We start from the raw sequence: 17859 nt of genomic DNA, 5'->3' as shown, positions 1-17859 counted from the left end.
CAGGGAGTTTTTTATCCTAAATCACAAACTTCTTATTTCGTTGTAAAATACCTCCACCCCATTTCCCGGAACATCGACGATTAATTTCGAATTATCATAACTGAAACGACTGCCGAACATAGACTTAAATGTACCTCTCCGATCCCGCTGGGGCAGATCAAGCTTCAAAGTTATCTCTTCTTCATGCTTATTGAAAATCACAACGACATCCTCCCCAAAATAAGAACGCAGGTAAGCATATACTTTATCTTCCACCCGTAAAGGCACAAAATCTCCATACATCAATGCCATACTATTGCGTCTGAACTTATTCAGTTTTGCCGTCTTCTCCTTCACCCTCTGTTCCTCTTCACTCAATCCATCAAAGCGCATCATCCGGCGATTATCCGGATCGTTCCCGCCTGTCATACCGATTTCATCCCCGTAATAAATAACAGGTATCCCCGGTATTGTCGCATTGAAAGCGATCAATTGTATCAATTTATCATAAGCCTTCTCATCCGACGGTTTCCGTTCCCCAATCTTACGGGTCCATCCGGCAACTTTGCTGTCTTCTGTAAAACGGATATCTCCGGCAGCATATGAAATAAAGCGAGCCCTATCCTGATTACCGGAAATATAAGACATCAGATTATGTACTCCATAACAATGGAAACTCTCTTCCAAAGAACGGTTCAAACGCTGAAACCCGATCTCCGGCCGTGCAAAAACAGCCACAGCATCATCATACACATTGAAATCAAATTGTCCGTCCAGTAACCCGGAACCTATATAGGAAGCTATCAGCTCCCGGCTGCCATACGTTTCCCCAACCTGATAAACGGTTATATTTCGCGGAAATACAATATTTTTCTTGAGTTTATAAGTCAGTGTCCGCCAAAATACCTCCGGAATATGCTTTGTCGCATCGTGACGGAAACCGTCCAGATCGTATTCTTTTATCCAATACAAAGCCGAATCCGTCATCGGTTCATACACCTCTGCCCTCTCCAGGTCCAATGTGGGCAAAAACGTATCGAACCAGGTTGTCAGACGATGGTCATCCCAACGTTCCGTATTCAGGCTACCGTCCGGAAGGTGTAAATTTGTCGCCCAATCTTTATGCTGCTGATACAACGGATGTTCCTCATGTACGTGATTGGCAACATAATCCAAAATCACATTTATATTCCGTTTATGTGCTTCTGTAATAAGTTCTTTCAACTCTTCCGGTGTTCCATAACGATAGTCTATACGAGAAGAAGATACCGGCCAATATCCGTGATAACCCGAGAATTTAGTCTTCGGATTCTTCCACAAACCATACGCACCTTCGGGATTTTGAGTGATCGGCGACAGCCATATTGTATTGATACCCAACGAATCAAAATACCCTTCTTTTAGTTTTTGGGCCACACCGGCAATGTCTCCTCCCATATAATCGGCAATAGGCAACACTTCTTTGGTATTCAACGGATGATTATTACCGGGTAATGAATCTTTAAAACGATCGATCATCAAAAAATAAAGAGTCGAAGCCCGTTTATCGAACCGATTCAACAAACCGGCGTCCATAATCACTTTCCCCTTTTCCAAAGGAATAAAAATATCGTTAGAGACTCCGGATTCGTTCAAGGCCCAAACCCTCAATTCTATTCGCCCGAATTCCTTTGTCACCGGAGGAATGACAATCCGTATACCATTACTGTCCGGAAAAAGACAGCTTTTCTTCAATTTTTGATTCTCTACATACACCGCCCATTCCTCCACCGGATTCCGGTTCAACAGACAGACCGTATCCCCTTTTATCCTATCCGTGAAAATTACAGGAGCTTTCCCCGTATGATCATTCCCCATAGATTTCAGTACGGGTATGTCGTACGTATACCCTTCAGTCTTAACCCGGATATTTCCCATAGGTTTCGCCGATATTTCAGGCAACAACAGAATTTCATTTCTCCCTTTTTTCCATACCAGCTTCAGATCTTCAGAAGAAGTTATCTTCTTTATTTTCGCCGGTTCCAAAAAGTAATCAGTAAGATATACCCGGGTCGTATCGCCACTTAAACGGATCGGTGTCGCTAAATCGTAAATCGCCGGGTGCTCAGGCAAACGTATATCTTCACGACAGGCATAAACTAAAAAAATCCATGCTAGCAAAATCACACATCTCGGCATAATTATCTATTTTTATTGTTTACGGAAACATTAAAGATAATACAAACTTTGTAAAACTACAAAACCGGTATTACTCCAAAGGCCTCACAGGTCGCTCGGTACTTTTTCTGACCACTAAAGCAGGTTTTATCATTTTCGTCACCGTAGGGAACTTGTGGGGCATTTGTATCCTTTCCAGCAATAAACGGGCCGAAATTTCTCCCATGTCTTCAGCATGCCGGTCTACCGAAGTCAAGCCGGGTTCTGTCACCTTCGTGATATTATCGCCCGAAAATCCACACACGGCAAGGTCATCCGGAATACGATATCCCATTTCTTTCAATACCGACAATACCTCTACGGCCATATCATCATCCACTGCGAACAGAGCATCCGGAGCCAAACTCTGCATCAATTGCGGAGTATATAAGCTGACATCAGCCGCCGTATTGCAATATACAATCATATCCTCTTCCACAGGGATATGAAAATCCTGCAAAGCCTGTAAATATCCCAACCGCCTTTTTTGTGCTACCTGCAAATGCTGTACTCCTGCATAATGGACTATTTTACGGTATCCCTGAACGATCAAATGCCGTACAACTTCATAAGCCCCCATAAAATCGTCCGTAATCACTCTATCAGTATCCAATTCCCCTGCTATACGATCGAAAAACAAAAGCGGAATCCCCTGTTCCTGCAAACTATAAAAATGTTGAAAAAAATGTGTCGTCTGCGCCACTGATACTAATACCCCTCCCATCCGGGAAACGCCGATACTGCGACATATCGCTTCCTCTTGCCGGAAATCTTCACAACTTTGAAACAGGACCGGAAAATAACCGTTTTCCCGGAAAATTTTTTCTGCTCCGTTTACAAAAGCAGCATAAAAATCACGACGGATCTCCGGAACTACAACGGCAATGAAATTCGATTTCTGACAACGAAGATTCGTTGCCATGACATTAGGTGCATAATGTAACTCCTCGGCTAATCTACGCACACGTAATTGTGTCTCCTCACTGATATCAGGATGCCCTTTTAAAGCCCTGGATACAGTTGAAGGAGCAAGTTTCAATCTTTCGGCCAACTCTTTTAGGGTTACCTGCATATATTCTGAATTCTGTTTTCACGTTAAACGGCTGCATTTTTATTAAGTTGCATCCAAACGAATCCCAATCAGAAATCGATTTCTGTTTCTTTTCTTCTTTATTTTACCTAAATTAGCATACAAACAAATATTATCGAATAGCTTTACAGTTCGTAATTTAAAAGGGCTGAATAATTTAAATTTTCAATCGGGAGAGCATTACAACCTTAGCCTGATTTAAATAAGACAGTCCGATGCCTACAGTATTTTACTATATAAATATGAAAACTGTGAATTTAAAATCCGATATCCGGACTCCAAGGACTTTAATGCCCCTGTGGTTTGTATATCAAATTTTTATTACATAATATAAATTATTGGATATGAACGGGAGAATAAGATAATACAAAATAGAAATAACACTATCACGAAAATAAAATAAAAAATATCCCATCGACAGCCTACCTCTTGCGTAAAAAGAAGGTCACATTCGATTTTTATATCTTATTTTTTAGTATGTTTGTAGCTGATTTTTAACGAAGTGTCAGATTTAGCTAAAATTTAAGATATTGATCGTTAATATTATTCTTGACAGGAAAACCGCCAATTTTTCAAAAAGGACAGGAATAAGTGTGACGTCTGCGCATAAGTGTAGGCTGTTGTATTTATTGTTTGTCCTTTGGGTGCTTGGCGGCGCCTCCTGTCAAACAAAATCTTCAGCCCTACACTTTTTTTAAAACTGATTGTAATGAATGCCCAGATATCCAGCGAATTTATCATTCTCGAATTTATCAGCGCTCCTTCTGTCCCCTTTCAAATGACTTTATACGCAGAAAAGCTCTTCATAGATTGGGGAGATGGTAAATGCCTCTCATACGATCCCCAAAATATCTATTTTAACCTGCAACATGCTTATAGAACGGAAGAAGTACACCGAATCAAGATATTCGGCAGCAAAATCAGCTTTCTCTCTTTAACCAATCAACGGGTGGTCAACCTGCTTCTATCCAATTGCCCTTCTTTAGAATATTTACATTGTGAAGGCAACGAACTGACAGAGTTGAATCTCAGTAACTGCCCCCGTCTTGAAGAATTACATTGTAACTCCAATAACCTGACCGAATTCGAGCTTCCATTGCACAATCATCTGAACTACCTAAACCTGTCTCACAATTCGCTAAGTGTACTGGTTTTAAAAAACGCACATTCTTTACAACGTTTATACTGCTCCCACTGTCATTTGTATGAATTAGATTTAAGTGATTGCCACTCCATTAACAATCTGAACATCAGTCATAATTTTCTTCCTACCTCCGTTTTAGACCGCCTCATCGAAAGTCTTCCTGAAAAAAAAGCCACAGATTACGCAACTCTCTATTTTTCTATGAATCCCGGTGTTTCAAAACAACAGGCACAAATTCTTCAGGATAAGGGATGGCATTGACCGAATTTACATCTTTTAGCCAAAAAAAGTAAACATCGTCCTTAATTGTATCCGTATACCGCGTAAAGTCAAAAGATAAAAAGTATGTTTCCATACTTTTAAGAGAACCTTTACGCTAAATCGTACAATTATGAAACGAAACAAACTAAGCTTAACTTCTTTTCCTATTTTGTTATGCTTTCTGCTTTTTTCCCTAAATAGCTGGGCACAGGAAATAAACCTAACGGGAAAAGTAACCGACGCTGCCAACGGAGAACCTTTGCCGGGAGTGAGTGTTATCATCAAAGGTACATTTACCGGAACGGCAACCAATGTCGACGGTGACTACTCGCTAAAAGTAAATCGCGGAGATGTGGTTGAATTTTCTTTCGTCGGCTACAAAACTAAAAGTTTTAACATAACCGGCCAAAATACGTTAAACGTAGCCTTAGAGGAAGATACACAGCAACTTCAGGAAGTTGTTGTCATCGGATACGGACAAGTAAGAAAAAATGACGCTACCGGTTCGGTTATCTCTATCGGAGCCAATGATTTTAACCCCGGAGTCATGTCTTCACCCCAGGATTTACTGATCGGGAAAACCCCGGGTGTACAGATCACAACCGGAGGCGGAGCACCGGGAGAAGGTGCAACCATTCGTATCCGGGGAGGCTCTTCAATGAAAGCCAGTAACGACCCCCTGATCGTTGTCGACGGTGTTCCCCTAGACAATTCCGGCATATCCGGTATGCGTAATCCGCTGAATAGCATCAACCCGGCCGATATCGAAACATTTACCGTTTTAAAAGACGCCTCCTCTACAGCCATTTACGGAGCCAGAGCATCCAACGGCGTTATCCTGATTACCACCAAAAAGGGAAAAAAAGGACAACCTTTCCGGGTCAATTATTCCGGCCAGCTTAGTATCGGCTGGCGGGAAGGCAAAGTCGACGTCCTCAATGCCGACGAATACCGCGAAACCATCCGGAAACAATTTGCCGGTAACACCAGTATTATCGACAACATGGGGAATGCAAATACAGACTGGCAGGATGAAATCTACCGGACAGCCGTCAGCAATGACCATACAATCGATTTTTCCGGTTATAAATTTGATACCCCCTTCCGGATCTCCTTCGGTTTTACAGATCAACAGGGAATCTTAAAAACGAGCAGCCTGCAACGGTACACCGGAGCACTGAATCTTAATCCTTCCTTTTTTGACGACTACCTGAAAATCAACCTTCAGGCCAAAGGAATGTATATTAAAAATAATTTCGGTAATACCAGTTCTATAGGTGAAGCCGTACTATTCGATCCCACCCGGCCCGTCAGAGACGGCAACGAACGTTACGGCGGGTATTTTACCTGGACACAATCGGCAACCGGCGATCCCAATAAGATTGCTACAATAAACCCCGTCGCCCATTTGGAACAACACCGTGATAAAGCCGATGTGAAACGTTTCATCGGTAATATCCAATTCGATTACCGGTTACATTTTTTCCCGGACTTACGGGCCAACTTAAACCTGGCCTATGACTACTCAAAAAGCGACGGAAAAGTCATAGAACCTGAAAATGCAGCCTGGACTTACGATGAAAAGTACGGAAGCGGATATCATAAAAAATTCGGTGAAAAAAAATACAACGAATTGCTGGAATTTTACCTGAACTACAACAAACAGATCGACAACATATACAGTGTCATCGATGTCATCGGCGGTTATTCCTGGCAACACTTTAAAAAGAGCAGTTCTTCTTATGCCACCAATACCTCCGGTACCTATGTCAAAGAAGACATCGAAAGTGCTTCAGAAAACTACCTGCTTTCTTTCTTCGGTCGTTTGAATTACACCTTTATGGACAAATACCTGCTTACATTTACCATCCGGGGAGACGGTTCATCCCGTTTTTCCAAAAAACAACGTTGGGGAACTTTCCCGTCCCTCGCCCTGGCCTGGCGTATCGACCAGGAAGACTTTATGAAAAGCTTTGAAAAACTATCCTCTTTAAAACTGCGGCTTGGTTACGGTGTCACCGGACAACAGGACATCATCGGAAATGACTACCCTTATCTGGCCAACTATACCATAAGTAACGATAAAGCCCAGTATCAGTTCGGGAACGACTTTATATACACACTCCGGCCTAACGGTTACGATGCCAATATCAAATGGGAAGAAACGACAACCTGGAACGTCGCTTTGGATTACGGTTTTTTCAATAACCGGATCAACGGTTCTATCGACTATTACTATCGTAAAACCAAAGACCTGTTAAACGAAATTCCGATTGCAGCCGGCTCGAACCTGACCAATAAAATCGTAACGAATGTAGGAGACTTGTCCAACCAGGGTTTCGAATTTGTCCTGAACACCGTCCCGGTCGACAACGACAAATGGCATTGGGAATTCAATGTCAATTTATCCTACAACAAAAATAAAATCATCAAACTGATCCGGAACAAAGATCCAAATTACATGGGAGTCCTTACCGGAGGTATCTCTGGAGGTACCGGCAGTACAATACAAATACACAGTGAAGGACACGAATCCAATGCATTTTACGTATACCGGCAAGTATACGATAAAGCAGGAAAACCGATTGAAGGTGTATATGCCGACCTGAACAAAGACGGCATTATCAACCAATCGGACCTGTATCGCTACAAAGGCCCGGCTCCCAAATGGCTGGCAGGTTTTTCCTCTTACCTGACTTACAAAAACTGGGATTTGAACATCGCCGGCCGTTTTAGCTTCGGAAACTATGTTTATAACAACATACAGTCCAACGGAGCCATCTATTCCCGGATGTACGACAATACCGGTTTCTATAGTAACATCCCCTCGGACGTCTCCAAAACCAATTTCAGAAACCCGCAATATTTCTCGGACTATTATGTCCAGAACGCTTCTTTCATGAAACTGGACAATATTACACTGGGATATAATTTCAAGAAACTTTGGCACAACCGTATCGACCTGCGTTTGTATGCCATCGTACAGAATGTATTCACCATCACAAAATACAAAGGTCTGGATCCGGAAATATTCAACGGTATCGATAACAATTTCTACCCCCGTCCCCGGAACTTTGTTTTCGGTGTAAACCTCGGATTCTAATCATTGTAACACGTAACATCAAAATTATGAAAACATACTTCCACTATCCGAAAATCCGGTTATACAGCCTCTGGCTACTTTTAGCCCTGGGAATGACAGCCTGTATCGATGATTTGAACACAAAACCCATCGATAAAAATATCACGACCGCAGACGATGCCTACAAAGATCCCGCTGCTTACAAACAGGTACTGGCCAAAATATATGCCGTATTTGCACTCAGCGGACAAGTCGGGCCGGACGGAAACCCGGACTTAGCGACCAATGATGAAGGCTCCTCCAATTATCTCCGGCAACTCTGGAATATGCAGGAATTAACTACCGACGAAGCCATCTGTGCCTGGAATAATGCCGGACTCCCCGACCTCCACAATCAAAGCTGGTCGGCCGCAAACGATTATATCACCATCACCTACGACCGGATATTTTATCAGATATCCATTGCTAACGAATACTTAAGAGCAACGACTGACAGTAAGCTGGACAGCCGCGGAGTTACCGGCGATTTACGCACCCAAATCGGCTATTACCGGGCCGAAGCCCGCCTGATTAGAGACCTGGCTTATTATCAGGCTTTAGACCTCTACGGCAATGTACCTTTTGTCGAAGAAAAAGACGGAGTCGGCACTTTCAATCCACAGCAGATTTCACGTAAAGACCTTTTTACCTGGCTTGAAAACGACCTGATCGAAATCATTCCTCAGTTGAAAGACCCGCATACCAACGAATACGGTCGTGCCGATCAGGCTCTCGCCTGGACAATCCTGGCCAAATTATACCTGAATGCAGAAGTTTATACCGGAACACCCCGCTATACGGACGCTATAACCTACTGTAATAAAATTATCCCGCATTACCAACCGGACGACAATTATCAGCATCTGTTTATGGCCGATAACCACACGGCCAAAGGTATTATCTTCCCGATTGCTTTTGACGGACAACATACCCAAACCTACGGAGGAACCACCTTTCTCATTTTTGCAGCCATAGGGGGAGACAGTATCGTCCCGCAGAATTACGGTGTTAACTCCGGATGGGCAGGCAACCGAACGACGGCTGAATTCATGGCTAAATTCGATCCGGGTGACCGAAGGGCCCAATTTTTCACGAAAGGCCAAACCAGCATTGAAGTCAATCAACAAAGCGACTTTAAACAAGGAGTAATCGTCACGAAATTCTCAAATATGAAATCGACCGGCGGCACCGGTTCCAATCTGAGTTTCGTAGATACCGACTTTCCGATGTACCGGATTGCAGATATTTATCTGATGTATGCCGAAGCCATTTTACGGGGCGGAACGGGAGGCGACCTGAATACGGCTTTAGGTTATATCAACGATTTACGCTACCGCGCTTATGGCGATAATTCCGGACAGATTTCCGCTTCCCAGCTCACCCTCGACTTTATCCTGGAAGAGCGGGCCCGCGAACTATATTGGGAAGGACATCGCCGGACAGACTTAATCCGCTTCAAACGCTTCAGTGAGACAAACTATACCTGGCCCTGGAAAGGCGGTGTCATAGGAGGCAGAAGCACAAACTCCAATTACAATTTATTCCCGATACCGTCTTCCGATTTAGGAGCAAATCCGAACCTGAAACAGAATCCCGGATATTAAAACTGAAACTGAAAAATTGAAATACCTATGAAACAGATATGTTGGATCGTTTTTACAAGCCTGTCATTCATATTAACCGGCTGTGAAACTGAAAATAAAAAGTACTATGCCGGAGACTTTATCAATCCGGAAGTCAAAACGCCGGAAAACGGAAACGATTTTATCCTTACCGAAGCTACAGCCAACGATTCTCTGACTGTAGCCTGGACAACTGCCGAATTCGGTTTCCCTGCCGCCACCCTCTACACCGTTCAGGTAGCCAAAGCAGGTACTTATTTCGAATCGGCCGTTAAAATCGCGGAAACCCAGGAAAAACAGGTCAAAGTAGACTATGCGACCCTGAACAACAGCATCCTGATTGCAGGACTGGTACCGGAAACTCCGGGAGAGATCGAACTACGTGTAAATGCCATGGTCAATGAAAATTTACAGACACTACGCTCCAAAGCCGTCCAGGTGACAATGACGGCCTACAATGTTGAAGTAACCTATCCCATTCTTTTCGCCCCGGGTAGTTACCAGGGGTGGAATCCCGGTGACTCGGCAACAATACTCACTTCTCCGAAAGCAGACGATGTATATGAAGGCTACCTTTATTTTACCCCGAACACAAACTTTAAAATCACAGGACAGCCAGACTGGAATCCGTTGCAATGGGGAAGCGGCGGAGCCGGTAAACTACAAAAAAACGGCGGAGACATCTCAGTTAATAACAGCACAGCCGGCCTATACAAAGTGATTGCTGACATCAACAAATTAACTTATTCGGTAACGCCTGTCAGTTGGAGCATTTCAGGAAGCGCCACCTCAAATACGGCAATCCCCCTGACCTATAACGAGTCTGACCGGACCCTGAAAACAAATGCACACCTGACGTCCGGTGAGTTCGTCTTTAAAGAAACGGGAGCCGGCAACCGGATATTGGGAACTTACTTCGGTAATCAACTCATGGATAACGGCAATCAGATCGTCGTACCGCAGGAAGGAGAATATACAATAACTTTAAACCTCAAAAAATATCCATACACTTATACACTGGGAAATTAAAATATCGTCCATTTTCAGGTTTCAGATTTCAATTTTCCATTAAAATATATAACTTTGCGCCTCAATCCTTTAACTTTAATAAAGAATACAATATATGGGAAGAGCGTTTGAATACCGCAAAGCACGGAAATTGAAAAGATGGGGCAATATGGCCCGCGTTTTCACCAGAATCGGAAAAGAAATCGATATTGCAGTTAAAGCCGGTGGACCGGATCCAGCTAACAACACCCGCCTTCGTATCCTGATCCAGAATGCGAAAGCTGAAAACATGCCGAAGGAAAATGTGGAACGGGCCATCAAACGGGCGATCTCCAAAGATACTTCCGACTACAAGGAAATTACTTATGAAGGATATGCGCCTCATGGCATCGCCATCCTAGTCGAAGCAGCTACAGATAACAATACCCGGACGGTAGCCAATGTACGTCACGCTTTTACGAAATTCGGCGGTTCTTTAGGAACAACAGGCTCACTCGATTTCATGTTCGACCGGAAAAGTGTTTTCAAAATCAATAAACCCGAAAACTTCGATCCGGAAGAATTCGAACTGGAAATGATCGATTACGGAGTTGACGAAATCTTTGAAGACGAAGACGGTATTATCAATTTGTACGGTTCTTTTGAAGCCTATGGTAATATTCAGAAATACCTGGAAGAAAACAAATACGACATCGTCAGCGGAGAATTTACCCGTATCCCGACCGATACCAAAGAATTAACGCCGGAACAAAGAGCCGAAGTTGATAAAATTCTGGATAAACTGGATGAAGACGATGATGTAACAAACGTTTATCACAACATCAAAGAAGATTAATCCGGCTATTCTTGCAGAATTAAAAATATTATTGCATATTTGCACCCGCAAAATGGGCATTGCCCGTCATGCAAATCAAAGATGACTTCGTAGCTCAGCTGGTAGAGCAATTGACTCTTAATCAATGGGCCGTGGGTTCGAGTCCCACCGAGGTCACAGAAATGAAACCACTTACTTTCGTAAGTGGTTTTCTTTTTGTTCCTATTTTCCTAGCACTCAGGTAGCACTCAGGGACGGGGCTAAAGTGCTATCCCAGTCATCCTTTTTCTGCTTTTAACGTATTTTTTTTCTGAATAAAATTTAGGTTAATATAATACTTGCTTTTTACTAAAAAAATATCGTATATTTACTCAATTTAAGTATTTAGCTGTTATTCTGTGACGCTTTATTAAAATATACAGTTATGAAAAAATCGATTATCTTATTTAGTTTCTTATTTATAGTCACTGCATTAAATGCAACAGAAACCAATAAGAATCTTAAGCAGAAAGAGGAAGAACTGGCTAAAGATGTTCATATTGTCAGAGAAGGCGGAACCTTGCCAGAATATTTAGCAGGTGACGTATGGCAATATATCAATGATAATGTACGTTTTCCGGCAGAAACAACATTAAACAGAAGTGATAATAGTGTTATCGTACATTTTATAGTAGAAAAAGATGGCTCTCTGAATAATTTTAGCCTATATGCCGGAAGTTACCCAGCTTTGGATGCTGAAGTACTGCGTGTAGCAAAAACCATGACCAAATGGAGCCCCGGTAAACGTGCCAACGGAGAAATAGTACGGACTACTTATTTACTCGGTGGTACTTATAAGTCGGAAAATGGCAAACTTAAATTATATCCTTTGCCTCCACGACAGAAAGAACAGTACCAAGGCGAAGTTCTTACTATTGCAGACAAGATGCCTCAATTTCCCGGCGGAATAAGTGCGATGCAAAAATTTATCTCAGATAATATGCAATATCCTGCCGAATCAATAAAATATAAAGAAGAAGGGAATGTAATGGTACAATTTATTGTATCCCCAACGGGAGAAATTTCTGATATATTCGGTGTAGTACGTTGCCGATTTAATAAATGTTCTTCTGCGTCTTTAGTCTTGGCAAAAGAAGCGGAACGAATAGTAGGATTAATGCCTAATTGGATTCCGGGCGAAAATAAAGGAAAAAAAGTTGCAACAAGATATGTTTTGCCAATTAGCTTTAAACTTCCATAGCACCCGGGGACGGGGCTAAAGTGCTATCAGGCAGATACAACAGAAAAGAAAATAATTGTTTAATAAGAACGTAAGAAAATAAAAAAGAACATGACAGAATTGAAACCGGAAATTATTTCCATGTTAAAACGACAAAGACGGTTGGGAATCTTGTGTATAGGGGCAATGGTAGTTACTGCAGCTGCAGGCGTATTATTTACGATAGAATATTCTAAGTATGGCGAAATAAGTTCAATCATTACTTTTGCGGTGGTATTTATCTTGGGACTTTTTGCTGCCAATTATTCCGCGGGCAGTGCCATCGTTGAAAAATTTTCTACAAGCGGAAGCGTTTTTGTGCTTTTGGCAGGTCTTCTGTTATGCGGAGGAATTGCATATTATGCTTATTCGCGATTTTATGCAGTAAGGGATTACGATGCAGCAACTGCTTTCAGCCTTATGGGAGCATTTTTCTGTTTTTATCCGATGCTGTCCGGCTTTACACTCTACAAATATAAAACAGGAGTGTACCGCAAAATAATAGAAATGAACGAAAAGCTAAAGAAAACTCAGGGACGAGGGTAAAGTGCTACAATTACAATAATGATCTCATAAACGCCTGATTATATTGAAACCGACCCCAGTTATCCTGGCAAGTTGCCTGTTTTTCACTCCGGGACTTTGTTTCATTGTCTTCAAAATCCGTTTTTGTTCTTCAGAAGAAAATTCTTCTAAACTCTTACCGCCCAATTGTTGCTTTAACAATTCAATTACTTCACTATCAGTCAGTCGATTATCCTGATCAACATCTATAAATTCCTCGAAATCCTCTCCTTGCAAATAAGTCTGAAAATCTTTCTTCGTTTCAAAAAAGCAAGGTAGAAAATCCACAACAACAAAAGAACCATCTCCACCAAAACACAAATGGTAACTACTCCACCCGTAAATTTCAATCTTCTCACATATACCTGCTTTTACAGGATTCCTCAGAATATACCGGAAACATCTCAGCAAATATCCTTCATCTTCTATTACTTCACTTTTAAAACGATCCTGAAAAAGATAACCTCTACGATTATATTTATGATTAAACCACATTGCATAAATCGAGGCTATATGATGGATATGAAAACTAAGACGGTCACTTTTTACTAAGAGATGGATATGATTATCCATCAGGCAATAACAATAGATTTTAAAAGATTCACAGACCTGTAACCGCAAAAGATTTAAAAACATCTGACGGTCATCATCATCCCGGAAAATCACCATTCGGTCTATACCACGTTGAATAACATGATATATATCCGTAATCGACCGTTGACGCGCCTGCCTGGACATGTTCAAATGTATTAGACATATACCAAATTTATGAAAAAAAATGTAAAACACAAAATCATAGCACTTTACCCCCGTCCCCGGGTGCTATCACTCTCAACCAAACAACGCCCGGCAAATGTCAGAAATTTTAGAGACAAATTTCACTTCCAGATGTTGTGGAACTTTTGTTGAGCCTTTTTTATTTCCCAAAGGTACAAAAATCTGGCGGAATCCCAGCTTTTCCGCTTCCGAAATACGTTGTTCGATACGACTGACCGCCCGGATCTCACCCGATAATCCGACTTCTCCGGCAAAAACCGTATCATGAGGCAAAGCTCCATCGATGTTCGAAGACAATACAGCCATAACCACAGCCAGATCAAGAGCCGGATCGCTTACCCGAATACCTCCTGCAATATTCAAAAAGACATCCTTCGCAGCCAGACGGAAACCGACCCTTTTTTCCAATACAGCCAATAACATATTCAACCGTCTTGAATCGAATCCCGTAGCGGAACGCTGCGGGACACCATAAGCAGCAGTGGAAACCAATGCCTGTACTTCCAACAGAATCGGCCTTACCCCTTCTACTGTAGCAGAAACGGCTATTCCACTCAAATCCTGACCATGATTGGATAATAACAATTCCGAAGGATTGGATACTTGCCGTAAACCGGATTGTAACATTTCGTAAATACCGATTTCCGAAGTCGAACCGAAACGGTTTTTCATCGAACGCAATATACGATACATATATTGCTGATCGCCTTCGAAATGCAATACCGTATCGACCATATGCTCCAATATTTTCGGCCCGGCCAGTTGGCCGTCTTTTGTAATATGACCGATTAAAATCGTAGAAATCGTATTTTCTTTGGAATAACGCAACAAAGTGTTCGTACATTCCCGGATCTGCGAAAGACTTCCCGGAATAGAATCTACAGTCTCTGTCGCCAGGGTCTGTATGGAATCGATAATCAATAAATCCGGCTGTATCGTACGGGAATGTTCGAGGACCATCTCCAGGGAATTACCGGACAAAAACAGGCAATCGTCATTTTCCGCACCCAAGCGTTGCGCCCTCATTTTGATCTGGGCAATACTCTCCTCCCCGGATACATATAACACTTTACCGCATTTATTGTGAAGTGCAAACTGCAATACCAAAGTCGATTTCCCGATGCCTGGCTCTCCTCCCAGCAATATCATGGAACCCGGCACCAAACCACCACCCAACACCCGGTTTAATTCGCTGTCACCGGTATCGATACGAGTATCGGCATTTACTTTTATTTCCGACAACCGGAGGGCTTTGGACATCGGCTGTCCCATCACAGCATTTGCTTTGCCTTTCGCAACTTTTATCTCGACTTCTTCCTCGAAGCTATTCCATTCGCCACACATCGGACAGCGCCCGACCCATTTTGATTCTTTCGCACCGCAATTCTGGCAAACATATACTGTTTTTGATTTCATAATGCTTTGTCTTTTCCTACTAATAGAACTCCTCGTTATCTTCCTGATAATCCGATTCTACTTCCGTTGCCTGATCGTCTGCGTCATCCTGACAATCCAAATTTTTACTTACTCCTGCGGGTTTCTCGAAAGGCAGGGTATCAAATTTCAATTTCGGATCCTTGATTACTTTTCCCAAAAATTTAGCCCATATGGGCAAAGCCATACTAGCTCCCTGCCCATTCGTTATATTCTGAAAATGAATAGACCGGTCTTCTGCTCCAACCCATACTCCCCCGACCAAACCGGGAGTTACTGCCATAAACCAACCATCCGAATGTTGCTGTGTCGTTCCCGTTTTTCCTCCCATCGGATTCGTAAAACCATATCTGTAACGCAACCGGATTCCGGTTCCGCTATTTACAACCCCTTCCAGCAGATTACACATCAGATAGGCCGTTTGGGCCGTAATTACTTCCCGGGATTCCGGTCTGAATTCGGCCAATACATTGCCGTATTTATCTTCAATCCGGGACACCATCATCGGGGTGTTATACACTCCTTTATTCGCAAAAATAGAATAAGCTGCCGTCATTTCCTTTACTGAAATTTCAGCCGTACCTAAAAATACAGAAGGCACCGGATCAATAAAGCTGTGGATTCCCATCTTATGGGCCATTTGAGCAACCGCTAAAGGTGTAAACTGTTTCAATACCCAACCGGAAATATTATTCTCCGAATTCGCCAATCCCCAACGAAGAGTAACCATCTCTCCGGGCCGCTTACCTCCTCCCCTGGCTGTCCAAGGTGTTCCGTCAGGCAAAATAAACGTCTGCGGAATATTGGGAACTTTATCGCAAGGCCCCAATCCTTCCTGCATAGCCAGAGTATAAAGAATCGGTTTAATGGTAGAACCTACCTGGCGTTTACCGACACTGACCATATCGTACATAAAATAACGATAGTCAGGACCTCCGACATAGGCCCGGATATTCCCCGTTTGAGGTTCCATAACCATAAATCCTGCCCTGAAAAACGATTTATAATGTTTAATCGAATCCAAAGGAGACATGACCGTATCCCGTATTCCTTTCCAGGTAAAAATCTGCATTTCAACCGGTTTATTGAAAATTTTACGTACTTCTTCAAAAGCAACTCCGGCATTTTTCAATATCCGGTAACGTTCCGTACGTTTAATCGAACGGTCAAGGATATCCCGCACTTCTTCCGCTGTCAAATCATTGGAAAAAGGAGGATTTTGTTTTTCGATTTTCTCCCGGCTGAATAAAGGTTGCAAGTCATTTCCCAAATGTTCTACAACGGCTTCCTCTGCATAGCGCTGCATCCGGGAATTCAATGTCGTATAAATTTTTAATCCGTCAGAATAGATATCATATTGTGTACCATCCAATTTTAAGTTTTTTTTACACCATCCATACAACGGATTGCGCTCCCAAGCCAAAGAATCCTGGTAATATTGCTCCGGATTCCAACGGTAATTACTTTTTTCCGGCTTACCTGCTGTCATATAAATCCGAAGATATTCACGGAAATAAGTCGCATATCCCTCTTTGTGATCTTCTTTTTTAAAGCACAAACCTAAAGGAAGCATTTTCAAGGAATCGTATTGTGCTTTTGTAATTTTCCCATATTTCTGCATCTGTCCCAAAACCACATTTCTACGTCCCAAGGTTTTTTCAGGACGACGTACAGGGTTAAACAATGCCGGATTTTTCGCCATACCCACCAACATTGCCGCTTCTTCTATCCTCAAAGAATCCAAAGGTTTCTGAAAATATACCTCTGCCGCAGAATTTACACCTACCGCTAAATTCAGAAAATCAAATTTATTGAGATACATCGTCATGATTTCCTCCTTTGTATAACTCCTTTCCAAACGTACAGCAATTACCCATTCCCGGAATTTCCGAACAGCCAGTTCCATAAAATTCTGGTCCGGATCACGCGGAAAAAGCATTTTAGCCAACTGCTGCGTAATCGTACTTCCTCCACCGGAAGAAGAACTTCCCGTCAGCAATCCTTTAGCTACACGGAAAAGCCCGATGACATCGATTCCACTGTGGTCGTAAAAACGAACATCCTCCGTAGCAACCAAAGCATCTTTTACCGATTCCGGTATATCCTTATATTCCGTATAACGCCTGTTTTCACTCCCCTGAAAATAACGGCTGATCATCGGACCATCCTCAAAATAAACTTCGGAAGCGAATTTATTATTAGGATTCTCCAATTCTTCAAAAGTGGGCATAAAACCAAGTTTACCTTCGGCTATCAACCAGAAAAACAGAACTGCCAACAGTAATCCGGTTAAAAACACACACCAAAAAATGACGAATAATTTCTTATACTTTTTAAACATCCCTATTCGTATTGATTTCCAAACCACAAAGATAATCAATTTAAAAGCCGGAAAAATCGAAAAGGATTAAAAAGTAAAAAGAGATATGATAAAGGGCAAAAAAGAAAAGAAAATAAGGCTACCGAAAAAGTAAAAACATCCCCTATAGAATCGGATATTTAATTTCACTCTCCGATAGGGATACGAATACATCGAGGGTACCAAATACCTTTTAGACAACCCCCTACTCTGTCATAAGTTTTATCCGAAT

At 42.2% G+C, this 17859-nt stretch carries 12 protein-coding genes and 1 tRNA gene; 8 read left to right on the top strand and 5 right to left on the bottom strand.

The features are described 5' to 3' along the window. Positions 1 to 21: 21 nt before the first annotated feature. Positions 22 to 2157 carry an alpha-amylase family glycosyl hydrolase gene (locus tag DD657_RS11020; RefSeq protein WP_287049863.1) on the bottom strand — a complete coding sequence of 712 codons (2136 nt, stop codon included), beginning with the start codon at positions 2155 to 2157 and terminating at the stop codon, positions 22 to 24. A gap of 70 nt (positions 2158 to 2227) precedes the next feature. Then, the gene (locus tag DD657_RS11015; protein ID WP_021988024.1) at positions 2228 to 3247 is read right to left on the bottom strand and encodes a LacI family DNA-binding transcriptional regulator; all 1020 of its coding nucleotides are present in this window, start codon (positions 3245 to 3247) and stop codon (positions 2228 to 2230) included. A 727-nt stretch (positions 3248 to 3974) separates the two neighbouring features. Here DD657_RS11015 and DD657_RS11010 point away from each other — a divergent pair. The 8 genes from DD657_RS11010 (at position 3975) to DD657_RS10975 (ending at position 13039) form a co-directional block, all read left to right on the top strand. Next, positions 3975 to 4670 (top strand): leucine-rich repeat domain-containing protein, encoded by a 696-nt coding sequence (locus DD657_RS11010; protein ID WP_021988025.1) that lies wholly within the window; start codon positions 3975 to 3977, stop codon positions 4668 to 4670. A 130-nt stretch (positions 4671 to 4800) separates the two neighbouring features. Beyond that, a complete protein-coding gene (locus tag DD657_RS11005) occupies positions 4801 to 7773 on the top strand; it encodes a SusC/RagA family TonB-linked outer membrane protein (RefSeq protein ID WP_118774100.1) in 2973 nt (990 codons plus the stop codon). Positions 7774 to 7799: 26 nt separating this feature from the next. Then, positions 7800 to 9395 carry a RagB/SusD family nutrient uptake outer membrane protein gene (locus DD657_RS11000; protein WP_287049860.1) on the top strand — a complete coding sequence of 532 codons (1596 nt, stop codon included), beginning with the start codon at positions 7800 to 7802 and terminating at the stop codon, positions 9393 to 9395. A 27-nt stretch (positions 9396 to 9422) separates the two neighbouring features. After that, a complete protein-coding gene (locus DD657_RS10995) occupies positions 9423 to 10442 on the top strand; it encodes a SusE domain-containing protein (RefSeq protein WP_287049859.1) in 1020 nt (339 codons plus the stop codon). A gap of 94 nt (positions 10443 to 10536) precedes the next feature. Then, complete coding sequence (locus DD657_RS10990; protein ID WP_021988030.1) at positions 10537 to 11256, top strand: YebC/PmpR family DNA-binding transcriptional regulator; 720 nt, start codon at positions 10537 to 10539, stop codon at positions 11254 to 11256. An 83-nt stretch (positions 11257 to 11339) separates the two neighbouring features. Then, positions 11340 to 11412: transfer RNA gene (locus tag DD657_RS10985), tRNA-Lys, on the top strand. A gap of 247 nt (positions 11413 to 11659) precedes the next feature. Then, positions 11660 to 12475: an energy transducer TonB gene (locus DD657_RS10980; RefSeq protein ID WP_021987715.1), complete on the top strand. Its 816-nt coding sequence runs from the start codon at positions 11660 to 11662 to the stop codon at positions 12473 to 12475. A gap of 90 nt (positions 12476 to 12565) precedes the next feature. Beyond that, a complete protein-coding gene (locus tag DD657_RS10975; RefSeq protein WP_068691371.1) occupies positions 12566 to 13039 on the top strand; it encodes a hypothetical protein in 474 nt (157 codons plus the stop codon). 24 nt (positions 13040 to 13063) lie between these two features. Here DD657_RS10975 and DD657_RS10970 read toward each other — a convergent pair whose 3' ends face one another. The 3 genes from DD657_RS10970 to DD657_RS10960 form a co-directional block, all read right to left on the bottom strand. After that, entirely contained in the window at positions 13064 to 13795 is a 732-nt protein-coding gene (locus DD657_RS10970) for a transposase (protein WP_068691373.1), read from the bottom strand. A gap of 93 nt (positions 13796 to 13888) precedes the next feature. After that, positions 13889 to 15253: a DNA repair protein RadA gene (gene radA, locus DD657_RS10965; RefSeq protein ID WP_068691375.1), complete on the bottom strand. Its 1365-nt coding sequence runs from the start codon at positions 15251 to 15253 to the stop codon at positions 13889 to 13891. Between the two features lie 16 nt (positions 15254 to 15269). Next, positions 15270 to 17609, bottom strand: coding sequence for a transglycosylase domain-containing protein (locus tag DD657_RS10960; protein ID WP_021987719.1), 2340 nt, complete (start codon positions 17607 to 17609; stop codon positions 15270 to 15272). Between the last annotated feature and the right edge of the window lie 250 nt (positions 17610 to 17859).

The sequence above is a fragment of the Culturomica sp. genome, from assembly GCF_003524185.1.
In the GTDB taxonomy this organism is placed as follows: domain Bacteria; phylum Bacteroidota; class Bacteroidia; order Bacteroidales; family Marinifilaceae; genus Culturomica; species Culturomica massiliensis.
Note: the sequence above shows the minus strand (reverse complement) of the source record. Positions and strands in the feature narration are given on the sequence as shown.